The sequence below is a fragment of the Kribbella sp. NBC_00482 genome, assembly GCF_036013725.1.
In the GTDB taxonomy this organism is placed as follows: Bacteria; Actinomycetota; Actinomycetes; order Propionibacteriales; family Kribbellaceae; genus Kribbella.
In genome coordinates this window covers 4,349,474-4,371,953 of record NZ_CP107881.1, presented here as the reverse complement: position 1 = coordinate 4,371,953, position 22,480 = coordinate 4,349,474, and the positions used below count along the sequence as shown (strand labels likewise).

Here is a 22,480-nt window from a genome sequence, read left to right as displayed (position 1 = left end):
CACCGCACCGGCGAGCGCACCGTCGTACGCATGACGATCAAGCAGCTCACCCTGCATGCCTTCCAGGAATTCGCCAACGGCAACCTCGAACCGCTCCGCCCACTCCTGCACGAGAACTTCGTCGAACACAGCCCCGGCAACCCCTCCGGCCGGGACGCCTTCATCGAGTTCATCGCCCAGGCCCCGGTCGCCGGTGCCGAGCTCGACCTGCAACGCGTCATCGCCGACGACACCCACGTCGTCGTCCACTACCTGATGACCACCCCCGAAGCCACTCAGTCCGTGGTCGACATCTGGCGCTTCGACAACAACCAGATCGTCGAACACTGGGACGTCGTACAACTCACGTGACCGCACGGACCCCCAGGCCATCACAATCAGCCGACCTCCGCGAACCCCACGCTCAAGCGCGCCGGCAGCACGCAATTGTGATGGCCTGGAGATCCTCCAGTACGACGCAGTAGGCGTGGGAACAGGTCAGGCGTCGAGTCGAGAGGTTGTGGTGGTGGTCGGCGCGGAGGTCACGCGCTTTCTGGCGGCCGCTGCCTGGGTGCCGAACGCGCGGACACCCATGAGGCCCAAGCGCCCGGACCAGCCACCCGACCCCTGCGACCGACCAGATCGCCTGGCCCGACAACGCGACACGTTCCGACGAACGAACTCGGCCTGCGTAGACCGGTCGCCCCCGGAAGTATCGGCCTTGGTAGGGGCATGCGAGCAAGCAGACCGGACAGTCAGCCGTACGCGTTCAGACCTCGCGCCAGGTTTCGGCGAAGGCGAGGGCTGCGGAGCTGCCGAACCAACCCTCGGGCTGGTGGATCTCGCCGCGCGCCGGTACGCCGTTCACACGCACCTCCGCGGCGGCGCACGGGCGGGCGATCGCCGAGGTCTCGTAGCCGGTGAGGCGGGTCTGGACCTGGAAGGTGTCGAGTACGTCGCGCCACTCGAGCTCGATCGTGGTGGCCGCGCTGACACAGGTGATCCGGTGGAAGCGATCGCCTCCGGAGACCTCGGTGAACCGCGCCGGGGCCGGCGGCCCAGTCTCGATCCCGCGGCCGCGGATGGTGTCGTAGTCGCGGTAGAAGTGCTCCCAGACGTACTGCGCGAGCTCCGGGTTGTCGGCGTACATTCCGGTCGGCGCCGCTGTGCCGAGACCTGTTTGCGTGGAATCGGCCCAGATCAGCAGCGCGCGGCCCGCGCCGACACGCGAGTACGTCGCCCTCCACACGCTCACCAGCAGGACGATGTCGTCGCTGCCGGGGCGGTACAGGACGATCATCGGGTTCTCACCCGCGATCGCGATACCGCGCTGGATGACGGGCTCGGGCAGGACCATGACACTCTCCTGGTTCAGTGGCTGGACGCGTCCAATGGCAGCAGGCCGGTTCGGTAGCCGGTTGGGGAGACGCCGTAGCGGCTGCGGAAGCGGCGGGACAGGTGGAACTCGTCCGAGAAGCCGATTCGCCGGGCGATCTCCCGGCAGGTCAGGTTGGTCGCCCGCAACAGGGTTGCCGCGACCTCGAGCCGCCGGTCGTTGCGGAAGGCCAGCGGCGACCTGCCGAAGCGGTCCCGGAACACCCGCCGGAACCGGTCGTACTCGAGATCGAGGTGGGCCGCGACGTCGCGCATCTCCAGCCGGCGTGGCAGGTCCTCGCTGAGCAGCCGCGCCGCCTGGTCCCAGAGCGCTGTCTCGTCGTCGACGGACGGAGCCAGCGCGCCCGACAGCCAGGCCGCAAGTGCCCAGATCTGCTGCTCGGCCCCCGAACCCGGCGGCGCGCTGCGGAGCAGGAGCGCCAGGTCTGCCGGCCGAACACCACGCTGGAGCGGCCGGGGACCCGACCAGGTCAACCGGCCGGTCTGGCGCAACAGCTCGAACGCCGGCCCTTCGACGACCGCGAACCATTCACTCCAGCGCTGACCGGGGTGGGTGCCGTACCAATGCTGCTCGCCGGGCAGCACCACTGTCAGCGACGGCGCGACGATCGGTTCGGTGTGCCGATCTGAGTGCCGGTAGAAGCCGGTGCCGGCGGTGACGAGTGAGATGACCGTGCCCGGCAAGGCGTGCAGCGGTCCGGGCACCAGCGGCTCGGCATCGGAGACCTCCCCGGCCAGCAGCACTCTGCCGAACGGGGTCGGGTCCTGGTCCGACATCGTGATCCGCTGGTAGCCACCAGCCATCAGGTCCACCCTCCGTGCCAAAACGTGCATCGAGCAGCCACCGCGAGCATTCCGGCACCTGCTCCTGGTTTGCCAGAGTGATCATCATGACGCAAACGGAGAAATCCATCGCCCAGCTGGTCGGCGACGAGCAGGTCGCCCAGTACGCCGAGGAGGGCTACTTCGTCCTGGAGAAGGTGATCGGCCCCGAGGACCTGGAGCTGCTGCGCAGTGCCGCCCAGTTCTCCATCGATCGTCTCGACGCCGCCATGGACGAAGCCGGGGTCGACCGGATCGGCATCAACGCCAAGGGCAAGCGGTACTTCAGCAACATGATCTACCAGCAGCGCCCGGAGCTGCGGAGCTTCATCTTCGGCCCGATCATGGAGCAGATCTGCCGCCGGGTGCTCGGCGAGAACGCCTTCCTGTTCTGGGAGCAGTACGTGATCAAGGCAGGCGATCCCGACACCACGTTCGCCTGGCACCAGGACTCGGGGTACGTCCACGAGAACCACACGCCGTACCTGACCTGCTGGATCGCACTGGACGACGTGACCGAGGAGAACGGGTCGGTCTACCTGCTGCCGTACAGCCGCTCGGGCATCAGGTCCTACATCAAGCACGTCACGGTCGAGACCGGTGACCGGGTCTGCTACTTCGGCTCCGATCCCGGAATGCCGGTGATCGTCCCGGCCGGGTCGATCGTCTGCTTCTCCAGCACGGTGATCCACCGCAGCGGGGCGAACCTGACCGACAAGCTGCGCCAGGTCTACCTGCTGCAGTACTCCCCCGAGGTGATCATGAACGCCGAGGGTACGGGGCCGCACGGCTCCTTCGAGCCGTTCCTGGTCGACGGCAAGGTTGCCGCCGACCAGTCCTGACTGCTCAGTCGCGGGTCGCGGCGAACGGGTTCGGGATGGCATCGAGCAACAGCCGGGTGTAGTCGTCCTGGGGCGAACGGATCACGTCCAGAGAGCGCCCCTGCTCGACCACCTTGCCCTCGTTGAGAACGACGACCTCGTCGCAGAGCATCCGGGCGCTGAGCAGGTCGTGGGTGATGTAGAGGATCCCGACGTTGCGCTCGTGCACCAGCTTGTCGAACAGTTCGAGCACCTCGGCGCGGATCGACACGTCGAGGCTGGAGATCGGTTCGTCGGCGACGATCAGTTCGGGCTCGACCGCCAACGCGCGGGCGATCACCACCCGTTGCCGCTGGCCGCCGGACAGCTCGTGCGGATAGCGGTTGACGAACCGACCTCCCGGCGACAGCGCCACCGTCTCCAGCAGCTCGATCACCCGTTCCCGCAGCTGGGCTCCGTGCAGGTTCTGGAAGTTGATCAAGGGCCTGGCCAGTGTCGCGCCCAGGGTCTTCGTCGGATTCAGCGCCGAGTACGGATCCTGGAACACCATCTGGACACTGCCGCGATAGCTGCGCAGCCGGCGGCCGCGCATCCGTGCGACGACCTGGTCGCCATCGGAGCCGTGGAAGGTGATCTGGCCCGAGGTCGGCGCATCGACCCCGGTGATCATCCGGGCGATCGTCGACTTGCCGCTGCCGCTCTGCCCGACCAAGGCCGTCACGCCGCCGCGATGAAGTACGAAGCTCGCCCCGGACACCGCCTCGGTCCGGACAGCCCGCAGTCCCTGCCTGCGGACGTAGGTCTTGGACACGTTGTCGACGGTGACCAGGGCCTGGCCCCGGACCGCCTCCGCTGAGTCCGCGGCCGACTTCACGAACTGCGGCCCGGCGAAGGTGCTGATCGCCGGCCCGACCTCGGCGCCGGTTGCGTTCTCGGCGGCACCGCGCTGGATGGCGGCGACGTGACACGCCACCAGACCTTCACCGATCTCCGTCTGTGCGGGCTCCACCTCGGTGCAGCCGTCGATCCGCTCCGGACACCGGGCAGCGAACGCACATCCTTCAGGCCGGTGGGCGAGATCCGGCGGCCGGCCGGGAACGTAGGTGATCCGTATGGTCTCGGCACGGGGATCGCCGTACGAACCGAGCAGTCCCTTGGTGTACGGGTGCAGCGGATCGCGGAGCAGTTGCCGCGTCGCCTGCTCCTCGACGATCTTGCCCGCGTACATCACCATGGTCCGGTCGGAGAGATCGAGAACGGTGCCGAGGTCATGGCTGATGAAGAGCACCGCGAAGCCGAGTTCTGCCTGCAACCGCCGGACGTTCTCCAAGATGCTGTGCTGTACGACGACGTCCAGCCCGGTCGTCGGCTCGTCGAGTACGACGAACCTCGGCCCGATGGCCAGCGCCAGCGCCAGGTTGATCCGCTGCCGCATACCGCCGGACAGTTCGTGCGGGAACGCGGTCATGAACTTCGGGTCGATCAGCACCATGTCGAACAGGGTCCTGATCCGGTCGGTGACCTCCTTGCCACGCAGCGGGGTGTGGCATTGGATGACGTCGGCGAACTGCGCCTCGACCCGGGTCACCGGGTTCAGGGAGTTCATGCTGCTCTGGAAGACCGTCGAGATCTCGCGCCAGCGGTACTTGCGTAACTCGTCCTGGCTGAGGTGCGCGATGTCGGTGCCGTCGAAGGTGATGGACCCGCCGCTGATCCGTCCCGGCCGTTCCAGCAACCTGAGCACGGCCATGCCGACCGTGGTCTTGCCCGAGCCGGACTCGCCGATCAGGCCCACGAACTCACCGTCGTCGATGCTGAAACTGAGGTGACTGACCGCGTCGACGGCGGCCCGCTGCTTGGGTTCGTAGCGGATCGACAGATCGCGTACGTCGAGGAGCGCCATGTCTCAGTCCTCCCTGAGGTGCGGATTGCTGAGCAGATCGATGCCGAAGTTGATGAAGGCCATCGACGTGATCAAGATCGCCAGTACCAGACCGGGGACGAACACCCAGACGAACAGGCCCTGGGAGATCGCGCCGGCCGCGTCCGCCTGGTAGAGGATCGTGCCCCAGGACACCGAGTCGCTGCTGCCGAGTCCCAGCACCGCGAGCCCTGCCTCCGCGCCGATCGCGCCGGTGGCCGCACCGACGAACGCGGCGGCGACCAGCGAGGTCATGTTCGGAAGGATCTCGGAGAAGATGATCCGGAACGTGCCGTCGCCGGAGAACTTCGCCGCCGTGACGAAGTCCCGGTTCCGCAGCGTGATGATCTGGGCCCGCTTCGACCGCGCGGCGCCGGCCCAGGACGTGAACGCGATGACTCCGACGATCAGCGGGATGCCACGGGTGTCGGAGTACGCGACCAGCGTGATGATCAACGGCAGCACCGGGATGACCAGCGCGGTGTTGGTGAGGAAGGTCAGCACGTCGTCGACGACGGTGCCTTCCGCGTAGCCGGAGACCATTCCGATCAGGAGCGCGATCGCGGTCGCCAGCAAACCGCCGAGCAGCCCCACGAGCAGCGAGACCCGGCTGCCGAAGATCACCTGCGAGAACACGTCGACGCCGGCCACGTTGGTGCCGAGCAGGTGCTGTGCCGACGGTCCGGTCAACGGAGTGAACGAACCGTCGGTCGGCCCGTACGGAGCGATCATCGGAGCCAGCAGCGCAACCAGCACATAGATCGCCACGACGATGATCCCGACCCGGGCCTTCTTACTGCTCCACACCACCCGGTACCAGCGGTCGACGGGATCTGTGCCTGCGGCCGCTACCTGTTCCTCGGGCAGTACTGCGTTCTGTGTGCTGCTCATGCGGCTGCCCTCCTGGCCCGCGGGTCAAGGATGCCGTACAGCAGATCGGCGATCAGGTTGGCCAGCAACGTCGCGACCGCGGTCAGCAACATCAGGCCCTGCAACAGCGGATAGTCCTTGATGCCGACCGCCTCCCCCATCAGCCGGCCGAGGCCGGGATAGTCGAACACGGTCTCCACCAGGATGGTGCCGCCGAGGATGCCGCCGAGCGCGAGGGCGAACCCCGCCACGCTGGGCAACAGGGCGTTCCGGGCGGCATAGCGCAGTGCGATCATCCGGTCCGGCAGCCCCTTGGCCCGGGCCAGCCTGATGTAGTCCTCGCCGAGGTTCATGATCATCGTGTTGCGCATCCCGAGGATCCACCCGATCGGCGTCACGATCATCAACGTCAGGGCCGGCAGGAACGCGTGCGACATCGCGTCGTACACGAAGGCTCCGTTGAACCCCGGTGTCGACGCCTGGTAGCCGCCGGCCGTCGGGAACCAGCCCAGGCCGTAGCCCAGCCCGTAGATCAGCAGCAACGCGATCCAGAACGGTTGCAGGGTCCCGACGAAGGTGGAGATCACGGTCACCGACGTGTCGAACCGGCTGTTCCGCCGCCACGCGGCGAAGGCGCCCAGCAGGATGCCGATCGCGAACGACAGCACCTGGACGGTCCCCACCAGGATGACGGTCCACCAGAACGCTTTACCGATCACCTCCGCCACCGTGTACGGGAAGTAGGTGTAGGAGACCCCGAGATTGCCGTGGATCAACTGCACGACGTAGTTCCAGTACTGACTGAGGAGCGAGCCGGACGGAGCGCCCAGCAGATCGCGCATCGCCTCCACCTGCGCACGGTTCAGCTGCGCGTTCTTCCCGGCGAGGTTCTGCACCATCAGCTCGGCGGGATCCCCCGGCTGCAGCCGGGGGATCAAGAAGTTCAGCGTCACGACCGCCCAGAGGGTGAGTACGAAGAAGCCGATCTTCCGTACGAAGTACCGCATCGGTCTACTTCGACGACGGTGCGGTCAGGTGCGTGATCCACACCAGCGGCTGGTCCTGCGGGTTGGCGTACGGATCCTCGGCGGTCGGCCAGCCGACGGCGTGATCGGTGCGCCAGATGGCGCGGGCCGGCGCGTACAGGATCGGCAGCACCGGGTAGTCGGTCATCATCGCGTCGACCAGCACACCGACCTGTTCCTTCGTCGCCGCCTCGTCGGTCGCGCCGGCCAGCGCGCCGATCGCCTTGTCGACGGCCGGGTTGGTGTAGCGCCCGATGTTGCCCTTGATCGTGGTCTTGTCCGGGATCTCCGCCGTCGAGACGGTCGCCCCCATGCCGTGCGCGTAGTCGCAGCCGGCGCCCATGTAGTTGATCATCAGCTGGAAGTTGCCGGTCTTCTTCTGCTGGTCGACAGCCTCCGGCGGCATCTTGTTCTCGGTGATGTCCAGCCCGAGCTTGCGGAAGTTGCTGGTCAACTCGTCGGCCATCGCCTCGTAGTCGATCCAGCCGGCCTGGACCGAGAAGGTGATCTTGATCGGCGAGCCGTCCGGGCTTTGCCGCAGGCCGTTCGAGCCCTTCCGGTAGCCGGCCGCGTCGAGCATCTGGTTGGCCTTGGCCAGGTCGAACGGGATCACCGTGCTGTCCGCCGGATACTTCGCCGGCAGCAGGTCGTCCTTCTCCGGCAGCGGCAGACCGGTCTGGCTGGCGACCTTCATCAGGCCGTACGTCGCCTTGTCGGTCGCACTCTGCTTGTCCATCCCGTGCGCCAGTGCCTCGCGGAACTTGACGTCGCTGAACGGCTTCTGGGTCAGGTTCGGCGCCAGTACGGTGAGGCCGTTGGCCGCGTACCAGACGTGGTTGGTCTTCGGGTCGTCGGCGACGAACGCCTTCTCCGGGTTGGGAATCTCACCGGAGTAGAAGTCCAGCTCGCCGGCCTTCAGCTTGGCCGCCGCCTGGTTGGCGTTGGTGCTGTAGTTGCCTTCGAGAACCAGCTTCTGGACCTTGATCTTGTCGGCCTGCCAGTAGTCGGGCCGACGCTCGAGCTCCAGCCGTCGTCCGTTGTAACTGGCGATCTTGAACGGCCCGGTCGAGATCGGGTTCTTCGAGATGTACTTGGCCGGATCGCCGACCGACGCGAACTCCTTCTCGGAGACGATCTTCTGGCCGATCAGGTACGGGAACTTGGTGACCGCCGGACCTTCGAACTCGAACGTCACCTTGTCGCCGTCGGCCGTGACCGACTTGCCCTTGGCTCCGAAGCTGTCGTTCCAGACGCCGGCCAGGTCGATCGCCGGGTACTTCTTGGTCAGGTTGTACGTGAAAGCGACATCCTTCGCGGTGAAGGGCGAGCCGTCGCTCCACTTCACACCCTGGCGAATCGTGAACACCAGCTTGCTCGGGCTCTCCCAGGTGTAGGCCGTCGCCAGCCACGGGACCACCTTGCAGTCCAGGGAGCTCTGTTGCATCAGCGGCTCGAACAGCCAGGTACGGACCGTCTGCTGGGGAGCGAACGGGTTGTAGTTGACCAGACTCCCCATGGCCGCGTCGGACTCGGTCGCCAGGTTCAGCACCGGGATCGTGCCCGACGACGCCCCCGACGCATTCCCCTGCTGTTCCTTCTCACCGGCGACGCGGCTGCCGGCACACGCCGGCAACACGAGAACGCCCACCGACAATGCGGCGACAATGATCCCCCGCCATGACCGCTGCCCCCGTCGAACGTGGAACGAAGTACTTGTCATGACGACACCTCCGTGTGTCAGATTGCAACCTGGTTCGGATGCTGTGCTGGAAGTTGTTTCGATTCAGTCCCGGCAGCCGCAGCTGGCCCTCCGGACCAGCCGCGACGGAAGAACGGTCTCGGGCACGACGTCCGCGCCGTTGATCAGGTCGAGCAGCAGCCGGGTCGCCGTCGCTCCGAGCTCGGCCAGCGGCCGGGCAACCGTGGTGAGACCGGGACTCACCAACGAACTCATCGGGACGTCGTCGACGCCGGTGATCACCAGATCGCCGGGCACCCGCAGGCCGCGTCCCAAAGCCGCCATCATCAGGCCGAGTGCGGTTTCGTCGTTGCCGCAGACGGCACCGTCGTAACCGCCGGCCAGCACCTCGTCGGCGGCCTGCACGCCGTGGGTCTGTTCGAGGCCGGTCCGCAACTGCTTCCCCGGCGGGAGCCCGAGCTCCGCATGCGCGGCCACGAATGCTTCCCAGCGCTCGGTCAGGTCCGGCGAGCCTTCCGGATTGCCGACGAAGACCAGCTTCCGCAGACCGTGATCGGCCAGCAGATGACTCACCAGCAGCCGGAACGCCTGCTGGTCCGTCCGTACGACGACCGGTGCCGGATGCGGATCCGGACCGATCATGACCACCGGATGGCGGGCCGCGAGTTCCATGATCACCGTCTGCGGGACGGTGCCGCCGTGGATGGCCATCCCGTCGACGCGCCGGGCGACATCGAGTAGTTCGCCAGGCGCTTCCCGCCGCAGGTGGGTGCCGATGACATGAACGCTCACCTGACGCGGTACGGCGACGCTCTCGACGCCGTTGATCAACTCGGCGAAGTACGGCCCGGACAGGCCCGGGAACACCACCGCCAGGGCTCCGTGGCGCCGATTGGCCAGCGCCTCTCCGAGGTGGCTGGGCCGGTAGCCGTACTGCTCGATCGCGGCTTGCACCTTGGCCCGGGTCGCGGCCGAGACGCTGCCGACGCCGCGGTAGACCCGCGACACAGTGGCAGTGGAAACGCCCGCCAGCTTGGCGATCTCCCGCACGCTCATGCGGTCGTCAGTCACTGTCGGACTTCCTCTCCGGACCGGGTAAGGGCTTGCCGGTTTGGGAGTGTAACCGGTTACAATTCCAACCGCCAGAGCTCGTCGCCAGACCCGACCGGAGCGTTACCGCGCCGTTGAAGGAGCCTCATGAGCCCAGCAGCCGACACCGACACCCGCCCCGGCGGCCTCCCGCAGCGCGGGCAGATCGCACTGCGATCCGGCCGGATCGAGGTCGACGGGACGCCCGCCCTGCTGCTGTCCGGCGAGGTCCACTACTTCCGGCTGCGACGCGACGAATGGGCCGATCGGCTGACCCAGGCCAGGGACGCGGGGATGGACACCATCGCCAGCTACATCCCCTGGATCTGGCACGAATTGCCGAACGGGGAGCTCGACCTCACCGGACGGACCTGCCCGGAACGGGACCTGCCGGCCTTCATCGACCTGTGCGACTCCCTCGGCCTGCGGTTCCTCGCCCGGCCCGGTCCGTTCGTGATGGCCGAACTGAAGAACGAGGGCATCCCGGACCGGATCTATCGCGAGTATCCGGACGCCCGGCCGAACGGCTGGGACGGCAGGAACGCCACCACCGAGGACCTCGACTACCACCACTCCGGCTTCCTGACCGAGGCCGAGCGCTGGCTCGGCGCCGTCGTCGAGGTGCTGGCACCTCGACAGGCTCCGGACGGCCCGGTGGTCGGCGTCCAGTTGGACAACGAGGTCGGCATGCTCGCCTGGGTGTCGAACACTCCGCACCTGAACGCTCGTGCTGTCGGCGACCTGCTGACCTGGCTGAGCGATCGACACGGCACGGAGGCAACCGCGAAGCTGCTCGGCGTGACCGGAGATGATCCTTCTCAGCTCGCGGCGGCCGTTCGGGCCGGCGGCGATCCGGCACAGACGCTGGCGTTCCACCACGAGCTCGGGCTCTGGGCCCGGGACGACTTCGCCAGCTACCTGCGGCACCTCGAGTCCTTCACCCGTGACCAGGGCATCGCGGTGCCGTTGCTGATCAACGTGCACGGCACGGGCGGTGGACGCGGTACGACGTTTCCGATCGGGATCAGTCAGCTCGCCCCCGCCTATCGGGGACGGGACGGACTGCTGGCCGGCTCCGACTACTACCTGGGCGAGCTGACCGTCCAGAATGCCGCTGATCTCTATCTGTGCAACGCGATTCTGGCCTGCGTCAACGGGCCGGATCAGCCCGCGTCCTCGTTGGAGTTCGAAGCCGGGACCGGTGACTACGGCGACAACCTCGATGCGCTCAGTTCACCCGAATCCGGCGTACACAAGACGCTGCTGACGCTTGGCCAGGGCAACCGGTTGATCAACTACTACCTGCTGACCGGTGGCCGCAACCCGGTCCTGGAGGGCTCCCGGGACGACGGCATCCCGCGGATCGCCTTCACCGGCGAGCGCCACGGTTTCGCGGCGCCGATCGATCCCGAAGGACGTACGACGCCGGCCCTCGACGCCCTCGCGAACCTGATCAAGGAGGTTCGGGCGTACCAGCCGATCCTCGCCACCGGGCGGCAACTGACCGACGAGCTCGGCTTCGGCTTCGTCGCCGATCACTACCTCACCGAGTACGCCCACCCCACGGCCACGTCCCGGCGCGAGCAGGTCGAGGACATCGAACGCCATCGCGGCTTCGGCGCCCGAGACGCACTCGGCCGGGCGATCGTGCTCGGCGGCTACCACGTCGACGCCGTCGACCTGCAGGCGATCGCCGATCCGGAGTCGGCCTGGGCGGCCGGCGCGACCGCGTCAAAGGCACCGCAGACGCTCGTCCTCGGCACCGCGCGCACGCTGGGGGCGAAGGTCCAGCGATGGCTCACCGAGCACGTACGCAGCGGCGGCAACCTGTTGCTGACCGGGCGGCTGCCGGATCGCGATCAGGACGGCGCCCCGTGCACGATCCTGGCCGACGCCTTCGGCCTGTCGGCGGCCGGTTTCAGCATCGACCGGCGCGACGAGTCGGGACCGTACTGGCCGACGGTGACCGGGTCCGGCAGCTTCCCCCTCGACGCCGACCTGCGAGTCAACTCGGCGCAGCTGCTGCAGGCACCCGCAGAGGCCGAGGTGCTGCTCAGCGAAGTGGGGTCCGGGCTGCCGTGCGCGATCCAGGCGCAGCTGGGCGCGGGCTCGATGATCTTCGTCGGCTGCGACTTCTCGGCCGCCCACCTCGACAACTGGCACGCGTTGTTCTCGAGGTTCGGCGTACGGCCCCGGGTCGGGATCGACGCCGACCGACCCGGTCTGGTGACCGTGCCGGTGACGTCGGAGCACGGCAACCTGCTGATCGCCGTCAACCTCGCGCCGTACGCCGTCACGGCATCGATCGGCGTCGATGGGCAACAGGTACAGCAGCCGACGACCTTCCCCGCCCGTGGCCACGCGCTCCTGCCGTGGTGACACCTCCAAGCCGCAAAGGACCGATATGACTTCCGCTACTCCCGCGCCCCAGGGATTCCTCTGGGGTGCCGCGACCGCCGGTCACCAGATCGAAGGCGGCAACACCAACACCGGCCACTGGGTGCTGGAGCACGCCCCGGACACCTGGGCGAAGGAACCCTCGGGAGACGCCTGCGACTCCTATCACCGGTACGGCGAGGACATCGCCCTGCTGGCCAAGGCCGGCCTGAACGCGTACCGGTTCTCGCTGGAATGGTCCCGTATCGAGCCGGCCAGGGGCGAGGTGTCGCGGGCACAGCTCGATCACTACCGGCGGATGATCGACACTTGCCGATCAGCCGGCGTCGAGCCGATCGTGACGCTGCAGCACTTCACTGTGCCGCTCTGGCAGCACCAGGAAGGCGGCTGGTACGCCGCTGATGCCGTCGACCGGTTCCGGTTCTTCACCGAGACCGCTGCCCGGATCCTCGACGACGTCAACTGGGTGGTGACCATCAACGAGCCGAACATGATGGTCAACCAGACCGAGGCGCGGATCGACACCGAGGTCGGGGTGAACTTCCCCGGGCCCTCGCCGCACGCGGCCCAGGTGATCGCCGAGGCCCATCACGCGTCGGTCGAGGTACTGCGCGGCCTCGGCCACGTCCAGGCCGGCTGGACGGTCGCCAACCAGGTCTACCAAGCGGTCCCCGGCTACGAGAAGGATCGCGACGAGTGGGGCTACTGGCGCGAGGACTTCTTCCTCGAGCAGAGCCGCGATGACGACTTCGTCGGCGTGCAGTCGTACCTGCGCACCATCATCGGACCGGACGGGCCGGTGCCGTTCGCCGATGGCGTCGAACGCACCCTCACCGGCTGGGAGTACTACCCGGAGGCGCTCGGCCAGGCGCTCCGGCATACCCGCGACGTCACCGGCGGCGTACCCATGCTGGTCACCGAGAACGGCATGGCCACCGCCGACGACGCCCGGCGGATCGCCTACACGACGGGCGCGCTGAGCGGGCTCGGGGAGGCGATCGACGACGGGTGCGACGTTCGCGGCTACCTGCACTGGTCGTTGCTGGACAACTACGAGTGGGGATCGTTCGAGCCGACCTTCGGGCTGATCGCCGTCGACCGCGAGACCTTCGTCCGGACGCCCAAGCCGAGCCTTGCCTGGCTCGGTGACCTGGCCGGTCGCAACGAACTCCCGCGGGTTCCGGAACGGCCGGAGGCTGCGGCGAACTTCGCCGCAGCCATCAGCCGCTAGGCGATCGGCTGCTCGATCCCGAAACCCTGGCTCCGGTAGATGTGATCGGACGGCTGCTCGGTGAAGCGCGCGGCCGTGGTCAGCACCGGGTGCTCGAAGAACGACTTGCTGCCGGCCGGGAACTCCAGCGGGGTCCCGGCCTCCAGCCAGTGGCTGGCGTGCACCATGGCGATCATCGGCCGCGGGCGATCGGTGTGGTTCGGCATCCCCGCGTGCCACAGCCGGACGTCGCGAATCAGCACGCTGCCGCGCCGGAGGGTCGGCTGGATCGGCGGCGCGATCTTGCGCCGGGCCTCCAGCGCGTCCAGCGGGACCTCGATGTCACCACCGACACCGACCGTGAGGTCGCGGTGGGTCCCGAGCCAGATCTCGGTGGCGCCGTTCTCGGCCGAGACGTCGACGGTGGGTACGTTCACCACCAGTTGGGCCGGCGGATGCGCGACCTCCATGGCGTCGGACGGCCACAGGTGCCCCATGTCGGCATGCACCGGCTGCCGGGTATCGCTCGGCAACGATGTGTTCCCGCTGTACATGACGTTGCGCAGGCCCGCCCCGAGGATCGCCGAGGTGACCGCGATCACCTGCGGATTCAGCAGCACGTCCTCGAACAGGTACGGCTCGAACGGCGGCGGATCCTGCTGGATGTTGCCGGCCGTCCAGTTGTACGGCGCATCGGGCCGGGCCTGGAGCAGCGCCAGATCGCTGAGCAGGCGTTCATGGAGTACGTCGAGGTGCTCGAGGTCGACCACGTCGGCCAGCACGACCAGGCCGTCGGTCCGCAGCGCCTCCAGTGCGGCCTGCAACTTCTCCGGCGCCAGCCCTCCGGCTTCCCGGTCGGATTCTCCAACGTCGATGGTGATCACGATGCTCCCGTCTCGCGTGGTCAACTCATGATCACTTTGGCAGCGCCGCCCTCGCCGGTGGAATGACCACCCTGGCAGGCCGATGAACGTTCTGGCGCCGACCGCCCGTAGACAGCAGAACGCGCAGGTCAGCCGGGCTGACCTGCGCGTTCTCAAGGGGTGGAGGTGGCGGGAATCGAACCCGCGTCTTTCGAACGGACCTGGTTGACGGTGGTTGGGTGTCGCTGAATCCCTTGTAGCACAGCGATTCAGCCGTTGACTGCAGTTGGCTGACAACGGCAGAACATGGTCATTTTGTGGTCGTAAAGTGGTCGCGATTCAGCCATGGCTCCAGACCATCCGGATGTCGGCCGTCGCAGCGGAGTGCGCCCCGGAGCGCCAACTGCCCGGCGCTAGCAACGAGCGCGGCCGGGTTGATGGACTGAGTGTCCGCGCGCCCGAAGGCGACTCCGAGGAGCAGCCATAGCCCGCCGATCAGGAAGTCCACCGCCGTCACCAGCAGCTCGCTCGGCGCGATCATCGTGGTGACGATCCCCATCACAGTTCTTACGACCCCGGAGAACCGCTTCAACACTCGCAATGTCTGCCGAGTCCGCGATCAGAGAGAAGGCCCAGTGTGTCGTGTTCCAGATCCCCTGCCGGCCGTACGGGCGTGTCCCCTCGATGGGTGCCGGGAAATTGTCGGAGCCCGCGGATAGCCTGGCCGTTGGGTTCGTTCGTAGGACGAACCAACAGGTGGCTCGGCACCGGAACCAAGCCTCACCGCGCACGCTCGACCAGGAGGACCCATGGCGACCCTTGCCAGCTACTTTCGTGAGGCACTGCAGAACATCGAACCGGGCGAGGACGCCGAGCACGCCCGGGACGCCCACGCCGAGGTGCGCGAGATCCTGCAGAAGTCGCAGGACCTGAAGAACCTCGGCATCAACCCCGTTCTGATCGGCTCGTACAAGCGCCACGTCTCGATCCGCCGGGTGAAGGACGTCGACGTCTTCGGCCGGCTGGACGACGCGGACGACTCCCTGCGCCCTGGGGACGCCCTGACGCTGTTCCGCAACGCTCTCCTGGCCGGATACGACGAGAGTCGTGTCGACGCCCAGCACCGGTCGTTCAAGGTCGATTTTCCCGATTACGACCTCGCGGTCGACGTCGTTCCCGCCCGCAGGGCCGGCGATAACTGGGAGATTCCGAAGAAGACCGACCAGGACAACCGCGCGAGCTGGATCGAGACCAATCCGCTGAAGCTCAACGACCTGACGAACCAGATGAACGCGGACTTCACCCTCAACGACAAGGGCATCTACGTACCGACCGTCAAGCTGATCCGGCAGGTCCGGCGCACGTGGCTCGACGACCAGCCCGGAGGCCTGTTCTTCGAGCTGATGACGTACTGGGCGTTCCACGATCACGCCCCGTCGGGCCTAAGCCAAGCCGAGTACTTGACCATCGTCCTCGAGCACATCGCCGAGGCGATGCCGGACATCGCAGCGAACGGCCTCGACGACCCCACCATCGACGGCGAGAAGATCGCCACACGCGCAACTGAGGACGACTTCAAGGTCGCGATCAAGAGGTTCGAGGAGGCCGCCGAGCTCGCGCGCGAGGCCTTGGACGAGGAGGACGACTGCCAGGCTGCCGTCCTGTGGCAGCGCCTCCTCGGCGAGACCACCGAGGAGGAACAGGTGTTCCCGACCCCGGAGTACTGCAACACCGACGGCACGCACCGGGCGACCGCGACCACGGTCAAGGGCGCCGGGTCGCCGGCAGGGACCGGCCGCTACGCGTGATGGAGCAGCCGGGTCGCGAACTCGCAGCCGCACGCGCAGCACTGCGCCGCGGTCTCGAGAAGCTCGGCTTCGCCGACGACGGTGTGATCCTACGCGGACCGGTCGCGTGGGCGCAGCCCGTCACCGGGCCCGCCACCGCCACCGTCGACATCACGATCCTCGATCTGTACCCGTTTGGGCCGCCACGGGTCGCGCTGATCGCTGCGGGCACGGCGCTGGACGTCACCTTCCACATCCAGGACGGCGCCTTGTGCCTCTGGGACAACACCGAGCCTGTGGCCGACGCCGCGTGGACGGACCCGGATCGGCTCCTTGACCGGGTGGCGGGCTGGCTCACGCAGACCGCGCTCGGGTGGCCGGGCGACGACGACACCGACCTCGAGCGCTACATCGAGGGGGATGCCGACGCGCGTCTGGTTCTGTACGACCACGCGGAACTGGAGGGCCTGTCAGGCTGCCTCGACACGGAGATCAACGAACGCGAGACGACGATCACGGTGCTGCCGAAACCTCGCACATTGCCGCCCAGCCCCCGCCCCAAGAAGGGCATGCCACGGCGCGCCGAACACCTGGCCTGGCTGGCTGATCTGGGAGAGGTCGAACGCCCGCTGACTGGATGGGACGACACCGAGGCCGCCTTGGGTGAAGACGCGAAGACGGTGCGACGGCTGGTGGTTCAAGGGGCACTTGATCTGCTCCTGCTGCGCTACCGGCGCGCCGGCCGACCGGGCGTACTAGCTCTGAGCACGTTCAAACGTGACGGGAAGCCCGTCGTTCGACGCTGTGAGGCCGCCGACACGAGCGAAGCGTCGCGGCGGCTGCGCTCCGCTGCGAGCTCTCCACAGCTCGCCGACCGTACGGTGGCCATCGTCGGCTGCGGCGCGATCGGCTCGTTCACGGCCGATCTGCTGTTCCGAGACGGCGTCTCCCACCTCGAGCTCCGCGATCCGCAGACGCTGCGACCGGGAAACGTCGTTCGGCACCTCGCCGCTGACGCCTCAGTGGGGTTTCCGAAGGTCTTGGCGACGAAGGCCGGGCTCGCCGCGACCGGCCTCGACGTGACGCATGTCGACACGCTCGTCTCGTCAGTCACAGATCCGACTGTCGCGATCAACCTGCTGCAGACGCACGACATCGTGGTCGACGCCACGGCCGACGAACGCGCTACCGCTCTGCTCCGCTGGGCAGCCGAGCAGACTCATCGCTCGCTTGTCTCTGTGGCGGTCATGCGCGACGGCGGACTCGCCCGCGTCGACCGGTTCCCGCTCCGAGGCACCGAGCAGCACTTGCCGCCGGTGCCACCCCGCAACGATTTGCCCGACCCGCGCCGCGAGCGTGGCTGCGGGGACATCGTGTCCCCCACCCCGGCGTCTGCCGTCGTGGCTGCCGCTGAACTCGCCACCGTACTGAGTATCGACGAGCTGACCCTCGAGAGACGACTGCCGGCGACCGTTGTTCGCGTGCTCCGGCCGCAACCCGACGCGCCCTACGACAGGCTGGCCACCCTGACCTCAGCCCCGGGGTTGGATCGGTGACGGGCCACCACGTTCGCGTGTGGCTCGCCGGACCGATCGCGACCGAGCTCAACGACCTCGCGACCGCCGCTGCGCCCCGCGAGACCGGCGGCCTGCTATTGGGATGGTGGGACGATGACGCCTTGGTGGTGCGGCACGCCGTCGAAGCACCCGACCGCCAGGCTAGCCGCTCGTCCTGGAATCGCCGCCCCGGAGTCGCGAAGCGCGCGCTGAACATCGCCCTGCAGGAGCTGGATCACCCGCTGCTCGGCTACATCGGCGACTGGCACTCTCACCCCGAGGTGTGCGGCGCAAGTGGTCGTGATACCCAGTCGCTCGCCGCCACATCCTTGCAGTACGCCGATCCGCTGGTGCTCCTCGTGCACCTACCGGACCGGACGCTCGACGTCCGCGCCGCGCACCGCGGCCACCCCTGCTCCGTCTCCGTCTCCCGCCAGGATCCGAGGACTCGCTCATGACACTTCCCGCACGTGCAGCCGCACTCCGCGGCGACGACTATCAACACGCCATCGGCTGGCGGTGGGTGTGTGAGGCCCTCGATGATCCCGATGTCGAATCGGTGAGCATCGAGGACAGGGAGGGCGGAGCGTTCGACGACGTCGTCGTCCGGCGGCGCACGAAGCCGACGATCTACTGGCAGGTCAAGAGCTCGAACTACGGCGACACCATCGTCAACGAGGACTGGCTGTTCACCAAGAAGACCGCGAAAGGCTCCAGCCCGCTGCAGCACTTCTACGCCACCTGGCGGACCCTACGGAGTGCCGCAGGATCGTTCGAGCTCGCGCTCGTCGCCAACCGCGGCTTCGACGCCAGTCACCCAATCCTTGGGGCAGCCCGCAGCCTGTACGACGGCCGGCTGCAGATCGACAGCATCCGTTTAGCGGGATCTCGCTCGAAGCTGGGCAAGGCGCGCGTCCGCTGGGCGAAGCACCTCGAGATCGACGCCGATGAACTGCTCGCCTTTCTGGGCGACCTGCAACTGCTGCCCGAGGGCAACGAGTTGTCGGTGGACAAGCTGGCGCAGGCGATGATGCGCACCGTCGGGCTCCGCGCGGACCAGGACGCTGTGGTTATCGGCAAGGCAATGGTGCGCGAGTGGGTCAAACAAGGTCTCGGCCAACAGACCAGGGATGACCTCCGCCGCCAGGTCGCCGGCAACGGCCTATTGGCCCGCGCCGGAACGGTCGTCTTCGCAGTGCACGCCATAGATCGGACGCCGGGCCGAGTGCAGCCGACCGTCGAGCTAGACATCGTCGACCTGTACGACGGTGACGAGCCCTTCCTACGGCGCCAGTTGCGCGAGCCCGGCGACTGGAGCGACCGCGTTCTGCCCCTTCTGCACGAGAAGGTCCGCGAACTCGAGGCGTACGGTCCCCGCCGGGTCGAAGTGACCGGCGCGATGCGCCTGCCGATGCTCTTCGCGGTGGGCCGCGCGCTGCCGGACGTACGGGGATGGGTCCTCAGCTGGGATCAGCACGGCGAGGAGTGGACGACAGCCGATCCCTCGACCGTCACACCTCGAGTACTTAGCGATCGTCAGCTGGGTGAGGGTCCTGACCTCGCCGTCGCGATCGCGCTCACCTCCGACCCGAGCACCAGCATCGAGATCTGGGCACGGTCCTCCAGCCCGGCGCCTGGCCGCCTCCTCGTCCTGGGCCCGGACCACGATCCCAGCCACACCGTAGTACCCGGCGGAGACTGGTCCGCCGGGTGGGCGCGCGCTGCGCGCGAGGCCATCCGCCAGGCCGCCACCAACAGCAAGGCCAGGCGCGTTCACTTGTTCCTCGCCACCCCCGCAGGAACGGCACTGATGCTCGGCCACTACTGGAACATGATGCCGACCACTGTCCTATACGAGTACATCCCGTCGGAGAACACCTACATTCAGACAATGACCCTCGGGTAGCCAGACGTAACGCACGCTCGCGTACGCCGCAACCTCAGCACAGTCCATCCTCCGATCGGCCGCAGGGCTCGTCGCCCGCATAGGACGCTGTTGCTGATTTCCTGTGGGTGGCCGCTGGCAGACTTCGGCCACTGCCGGGCATCACAGTCTGACGACCGACGAGCCTGAGCCCCCACTCTCGGCCACCACCGTTGTCCCTCCGAGTCATCCGTCGACTCGTCCCATCCGATCACCGTCCCAAATACTCGCAGTGGACGGCTCCTCGAACTGTTGGCGCGCACGGCGTAAGACGGTCGGGTTTCAGCCGCGGTTCTGGACGATCCTGATGTCGGTCGCCGCTGTGCGTAGTGCGCCCCGGAGCGCCAGATACCAGTTCAGCTCGTCGATGGGTACGACGATCCGATCGGCCGCCTGCGCCGCCTCGTCGAGCAGCACGGCCGGGTCCTCCACAAGGCCTCCGGCGAACGGGCTGTACGGGGTGATGTCGAGCAGCTCGCACAGCTGATACCTGCTGAAAGCAGTCATCGCCCATCGACCGTCGGAGGCAGTCGTCTCCAGGACTCCGACAGCCTCCTCGGCCCGCGTGACAAGCCAGACGACTCGCCGACGGGCATTATCACTCGCGGATTCGTTGATCTTCACTGTCACCCCATCTGTCGCTGCTCTGGATCATGCGGTCCAAGACGCGGCACTTAAACCACAACCCCTCAACGGATACCGCCGAACAGCTTTCTCTGTTTTCCACGACTCTGACGTGCGGAGCACCTAGCCTGGGTCGATGGACAAGGCAGCCGGCACGTCGCGGTTCCCGTCGCTCGGGCCGCTTCCCTGGGGACCGCAAGCGGCAGACTCTGTGATCTTCGGACCTGGTGTGGTCGACGACCTCGTTCGCGGCATCGACGAACACCGCGCCACGGCAACGAAGGGCTTCTGGCGGCGCCTCGAACCGACGTCTGCGGCGATCGGGTGCGTCCGTACTTCACCGACGCCGCGACCGCATCAGCGCTCGGCCGGATGGGCGCGTGTTGCATCGTCGTCGACAAACGGCAGCAGACCGATAGTGCGATCAAGGTACTCGCCGCGGCTGAGAACTCCCTCTCCAGCGCGTACCTCGACGGATTCGAGGAGCTCAGTCTGCCCGACGCCCAAGGCCGAGGGTTCGTAATGCACCCATACAGCGGCATGCCCGACCCGGTCGATCTCGGACCAGTCCGGGTCGCAGGCTGGAGCAAGAGCTCGACTGGACGCTTACTCCCCACCCCTCACGCAAAGTTGCTCGTCCTCGGTGTGACCACCTACTAGAACGACGAATACTTCAGCGGCGACACTCGGCCGACGCCCCGGCCGGCACCGGAGAGGAGTACCGCGAACCTCAAGCAGCGCCTCGGCGAACACCGCAAGCGAGCTGTTCACCACCTCATGCTCAGGACCGTCGTAACCCAGACTGCACAGCACGACGAAACCGTTGCCGACATCAAAGAAGAGGCGCAGATCCGGACGATCCCTACGTCCGCCGTTCAAGAGGGCGATACTGGACTCCCCGTCCGCCGTGGTCATCCGCTGCCCCGGTGAACATGCCCCGGATCGCCGACCAGGTCGATAGTGAACAGCGCCCCACCTCGACCGAAAGCCCGAGCTCCACCAAGGTCTCGGTGTCTGCCGCGGGCAGGCCGAGGAGCTCTGCGTCCTACGGATCCAGGTTCGCGAGATTATCCTCGCCGACGGCCTCGATCAGATCACCAACCGTTCGCACACAGCCCTCCTAAGACGCATTAAACAGCCCGCGTCACGACAAGCCCCTTGAGCCACACCCACGTTTCTGGCCGGTCACTCAGCGAAGATGGATCCGGGACCACCTGGACGGATCAGCCTCAGTTCGACCTCGGCATACGTCGCTCACACAGGCGGATGTCACAGCACCACTGATCTGTCGAGCGGGGTGTCTTCGAGGACCGGGGGCCACGGAGGAGGATCTCGAGGTAGCGCTCGGCTATTTCCGATGGGACTCCGTGAGTCGACTCATGGAGGCTGTTCAGCAGGTGCCGGATGTCGTGGCCTTCCAGTCCGCGGTCGCAAGCCGTTATCCCTTGCTGCACGAATGGTCGACCTGCCACATACCCAGCGGATCATCTGCGGCATCGCGGTCGGGTACGCCGACCTAATGCACCCATCAACCAACTTCACCCCGAACCGAGCCCTATCACCGACACAGTCGCCTTCCACGACCGAACCCTCACCGAACCTCGTGGGCCGTCCGCGGGGACATCCTGCGGGAATGCCGTACGAACTCAACGCAATCCTTGGAACTTTTCGACCTGCTCAGGAGCCAGACATCCGGGATTCGGCACCCGGCTGTCGCCCCGCTCCAACAGCGCGTGGGACTGGTGCCTGTCACCAGTCATCTCCTCGAGGAGATGACAGGTCTGTCTCCCAGCCGGGATGGCGCCAGGCCTGGGGCCAAGGCAGCGTGTAACGCAGTCGTTCCAGGCCGAAGCAGGAACAGTTGGCAGACGTGGCGCCATCGCTCAGCGGCTGCTTCTGACGCCGTAAGAGCGCAGAGGACCGACCAGGCCCGTCGCCGGCCGAGTGCTGCTAGTCACGCTGATCATCGGGACGACACCCTCCTGGATTCGGAGATGTCGTCTACACGCATGCACGAACTGCTAGCAGCCTACCTGTACGCAGACGGCAGCGCGGCAGACCAGATAGCATCCGCCTAGTTGGCTGATTCTGAACCGAACTGCTCGTTGAACTCTCGCACCGCCAGATCGCCGCCGGCCTTGACCAGCTGGCCGACGATGGGGTTGACGACGATACCTACGACGGCACCCGCTAACGCGGGCAGGTGCTCCTTGAACCAGGAAACAACACGCTTCATCCGGCCGACGTCGGGCGCCTTCGGATCAGCGATCGCTCTCTTGAGTTCGTCGACTTGCTTAACTGCTTCGTCACGATCGGACAATGTCAACGGCGTCTGCGCGATCTTGTCATAGAGATCGGTGAAGACCGCGCCCAGCTCGTCATTCTCCATGGACGAGAGCCGAACAATAGTAATGTTCTCGTCTCCTTGAACCACATTACTGTTGACAATACCGCTCGTGTGGTAGCTTCTCTCGGCACGTTTCTCGGACTCACTCATA

General features: G+C 66.9%; 19 protein-coding genes. 8 read left to right on the top strand and 11 right to left on the bottom strand.

The features are described from left to right. Window positions 1-30: 30 nt before the first annotated feature. Entirely contained in the window at window positions 31-351 is a 321-nt protein-coding gene (locus OHB24_RS21495; RefSeq protein WP_327640873.1) for a nuclear transport factor 2 family protein, read from the top strand. A gap of 397 nt (window positions 352-748) precedes the next feature. Here the strand turns inward: OHB24_RS21495 and OHB24_RS21490 are convergent, their stop codons facing one another. Both OHB24_RS21490 and OHB24_RS21485 read right to left on the bottom strand, forming a co-directional pair. Continuing rightward, on the bottom strand, window positions 749-1,336 hold the full coding sequence (locus tag OHB24_RS21490; protein ID WP_327640872.1) for a hypothetical protein: 588 nt from the start codon (window positions 1,334-1,336) through the stop codon (window positions 749-751). A 14-nt stretch (window positions 1,337-1,350) separates the two neighbouring features. Next, complete coding sequence (locus OHB24_RS21485) at window positions 1,351-2,178, bottom strand: helix-turn-helix transcriptional regulator (RefSeq protein ID WP_327640871.1); 828 nt, start codon at window positions 2,176-2,178, stop codon at window positions 1,351-1,353. Window positions 2,179-2,264: 86 nt separating this feature from the next. Between OHB24_RS21485 and OHB24_RS21480 the strand changes: the two genes are divergently transcribed. Next, window positions 2,265-3,038: a phytanoyl-CoA dioxygenase family protein gene (locus OHB24_RS21480; RefSeq protein WP_327640870.1), complete on the top strand. Its 774-nt coding sequence runs from the start codon at window positions 2,265-2,267 to the stop codon at window positions 3,036-3,038. A 4-nt stretch (window positions 3,039-3,042) separates the two neighbouring features. Here the strand turns inward: OHB24_RS21480 and OHB24_RS21475 are convergent, their stop codons facing one another. The 5 genes from OHB24_RS21475 to OHB24_RS21455 all read right to left on the bottom strand — a co-directional run bounded on the left by OHB24_RS21475 (window position 3,043) and on the right by OHB24_RS21455 (window position 9,603). After that, on the bottom strand, window positions 3,043-4,920 hold the full coding sequence (locus OHB24_RS21475) for an ABC transporter ATP-binding protein (protein ID WP_327640869.1): 1,878 nt from the start codon (window positions 4,918-4,920) through the stop codon (window positions 3,043-3,045). A gap of 3 nt (window positions 4,921-4,923) precedes the next feature. Further along, entirely contained in the window at window positions 4,924-5,829 is a 906-nt protein-coding gene (locus OHB24_RS21470; RefSeq protein ID WP_327640868.1) for an ABC transporter permease, read from the bottom strand. Beyond that, window positions 5,826-6,815, bottom strand: coding sequence for an ABC transporter permease (locus OHB24_RS21465; RefSeq protein ID WP_327640867.1), 990 nt, complete (start codon window positions 6,813-6,815; stop codon window positions 5,826-5,828). The genes OHB24_RS21470 and OHB24_RS21465 overlap by 4 nt, the downstream gene beginning before the upstream one ends. A gap of 4 nt (window positions 6,816-6,819) precedes the next feature. Further along, window positions 6,820-8,553 carry an ABC transporter substrate-binding protein gene (locus OHB24_RS21460; RefSeq protein WP_327640866.1) on the bottom strand — a complete coding sequence of 578 codons (1,734 nt, stop codon included), beginning with the start codon at window positions 8,551-8,553 and terminating at the stop codon, window positions 6,820-6,822. Between the two features lie 63 nt (window positions 8,554-8,616). Beyond that, on the bottom strand, window positions 8,617-9,603 hold the full coding sequence (locus OHB24_RS21455) for a LacI family DNA-binding transcriptional regulator (protein WP_327640865.1): 987 nt from the start codon (window positions 9,601-9,603) through the stop codon (window positions 8,617-8,619). A 126-nt stretch (window positions 9,604-9,729) separates the two neighbouring features. On the opposite strand from OHB24_RS21455, the gene OHB24_RS21450 reads away from it, so the two are divergent. Then, the gene (locus tag OHB24_RS21450; RefSeq protein ID WP_327640864.1) at window positions 9,730-12,000 is read left to right on the top strand and encodes a beta-galactosidase; all 2,271 of its coding nucleotides are present in this window, start codon (window positions 9,730-9,732) and stop codon (window positions 11,998-12,000) included. Between the two features lie 25 nt (window positions 12,001-12,025). Then, window positions 12,026-13,249 (top strand): glycoside hydrolase family 1 protein, encoded by a 1,224-nt coding sequence (locus OHB24_RS21445; RefSeq protein ID WP_327640863.1) that lies wholly within the window; start codon window positions 12,026-12,028, stop codon window positions 13,247-13,249. On the opposite strand, the gene OHB24_RS21440 is transcribed toward OHB24_RS21445, so the two are convergent. Together OHB24_RS21440 and OHB24_RS21435 are read right to left on the bottom strand one after the other, a co-directional pair. Further along, window positions 13,246-14,136: a phytanoyl-CoA dioxygenase family protein gene (locus tag OHB24_RS21440; RefSeq protein ID WP_327640862.1), complete on the bottom strand. Its 891-nt coding sequence runs from the start codon at window positions 14,134-14,136 to the stop codon at window positions 13,246-13,248. The two genes, OHB24_RS21445 and OHB24_RS21440, sit on opposite strands and share 4 nt — an antisense overlap. Window positions 14,137-14,401: 265 nt before the next feature. Beyond that, window positions 14,402-14,650, bottom strand: a complete 249-nt coding sequence (locus OHB24_RS21435) for a hypothetical protein (RefSeq protein WP_327640861.1) — start codon at window positions 14,648-14,650, stop codon at window positions 14,402-14,404. Between the two features lie 250 nt (window positions 14,651-14,900). Here OHB24_RS21435 and OHB24_RS21430 point away from each other — a divergent pair, with 250 nt between their 5' ends. The 4 genes from OHB24_RS21430 to OHB24_RS21415 are packed head-to-tail and all read left to right on the top strand — an operon-like array spanning window position 14,901 to window position 19,340. Continuing rightward, a complete protein-coding gene (locus tag OHB24_RS21430) occupies window positions 14,901-15,899 on the top strand; it encodes a nucleotidyltransferase (RefSeq protein ID WP_327640860.1) in 999 nt (332 codons plus the stop codon). Next, window positions 15,899-17,434, top strand: coding sequence for a ThiF family adenylyltransferase (locus tag OHB24_RS21425; protein ID WP_327640859.1), 1,536 nt, complete (start codon window positions 15,899-15,901; stop codon window positions 17,432-17,434). Before OHB24_RS21430 ends, OHB24_RS21425 begins: the two co-directional genes overlap by 1 nt. Continuing rightward, a complete protein-coding gene (locus tag OHB24_RS21420) occupies window positions 17,431-17,892 on the top strand; it encodes a Mov34/MPN/PAD-1 family protein (RefSeq protein ID WP_327640858.1) in 462 nt (153 codons plus the stop codon). The genes OHB24_RS21425 and OHB24_RS21420 overlap by 4 nt, the downstream gene beginning before the upstream one ends. Then, on the top strand, window positions 17,889-19,340 hold the full coding sequence (locus tag OHB24_RS21415) for an SAVED domain-containing protein (protein ID WP_327640857.1): 1,452 nt from the start codon (window positions 17,889-17,891) through the stop codon (window positions 19,338-19,340). Before OHB24_RS21420 ends, OHB24_RS21415 begins: the two co-directional genes overlap by 4 nt. Window positions 19,341-19,640: 300 nt before the next feature. Here OHB24_RS21415 and OHB24_RS21410 read toward each other — a convergent pair whose 3' ends face one another. Then, complete coding sequence (locus tag OHB24_RS21410; protein WP_327640856.1) at window positions 19,641-19,982, bottom strand: hypothetical protein; 342 nt, start codon at window positions 19,980-19,982, stop codon at window positions 19,641-19,643. 2,074 nt (window positions 19,983-22,056) lie between these two features. Further along, window positions 22,057-22,479, bottom strand: coding sequence for a hypothetical protein (locus tag OHB24_RS21405; RefSeq protein ID WP_327640855.1), 423 nt, complete (start codon window positions 22,477-22,479; stop codon window positions 22,057-22,059). Window position 22,480: the final 1 nt, after the last annotated feature.

Excerpts from the sequence above, each read along its gene's own strand:
- OHB24_RS21495 (WP_327640873.1), top strand. The coding sequence starts at position 31 with ATGACGATCAAGCAGCTCACCCTGCATGCCTTCCAGGAATTCGCCAAC.
- OHB24_RS21490 (WP_327640872.1), bottom strand. The coding sequence starts at position 1,336 with ATGGTCCTGCCCGAGCCCGTCATCCAGCGCGGTATCGCGATCGCGGGT.
- OHB24_RS21485 (WP_327640871.1), bottom strand. The coding sequence starts at position 2,178 with ATGGCTGGTGGCTACCAGCGGATCACGATGTCGGACCAGGACCCGACC.
- OHB24_RS21480 (WP_327640870.1), top strand. The coding sequence starts at position 2,265 with ATGACGCAAACGGAGAAATCCATCGCCCAGCTGGTCGGCGACGAGCAG.
- OHB24_RS21475 (WP_327640869.1), bottom strand. The coding sequence starts at position 4,920 with ATGGCGCTCCTCGACGTACGCGATCTGTCGATCCGCTACGAACCCAAG.
- OHB24_RS21470 (WP_327640868.1), bottom strand. The coding sequence starts at position 5,829 with ATGAGCAGCACACAGAACGCAGTACTGCCCGAGGAACAGGTAGCGGCC.
- OHB24_RS21465 (WP_327640867.1), bottom strand. The coding sequence starts at position 6,815 with ATGCGGTACTTCGTACGGAAGATCGGCTTCTTCGTACTCACCCTCTGG.
- OHB24_RS21460 (WP_327640866.1), bottom strand. The coding sequence starts at position 8,553 with ATGACAAGTACTTCGTTCCACGTTCGACGGGGGCAGCGGTCATGGCGG.
- OHB24_RS21450 (WP_327640864.1), top strand. The coding sequence starts at position 9,730 with ATGAGCCCAGCAGCCGACACCGACACCCGCCCCGGCGGCCTCCCGCAG.
- OHB24_RS21445 (WP_327640863.1), top strand. The coding sequence starts at position 12,026 with ATGACTTCCGCTACTCCCGCGCCCCAGGGATTCCTCTGGGGTGCCGCG.
- OHB24_RS21435 (WP_327640861.1), bottom strand. The coding sequence starts at position 14,650 with ATGGGGATCGTCACCACGATGATCGCGCCGAGCGAGCTGCTGGTGACG.
- OHB24_RS21430 (WP_327640860.1), top strand. The coding sequence starts at position 14,901 with ATGGCGACCCTTGCCAGCTACTTTCGTGAGGCACTGCAGAACATCGAA.
- OHB24_RS21425 (WP_327640859.1), top strand. The coding sequence starts at position 15,899 with ATGGAGCAGCCGGGTCGCGAACTCGCAGCCGCACGCGCAGCACTGCGC.
- OHB24_RS21415 (WP_327640857.1), top strand. The coding sequence starts at position 17,889 with ATGACACTTCCCGCACGTGCAGCCGCACTCCGCGGCGACGACTATCAA.
- OHB24_RS21405 (WP_327640855.1), bottom strand. The coding sequence starts at position 22,479 with ATGAGTGAGTCCGAGAAACGTGCCGAGAGAAGCTACCACACGAGCGGT.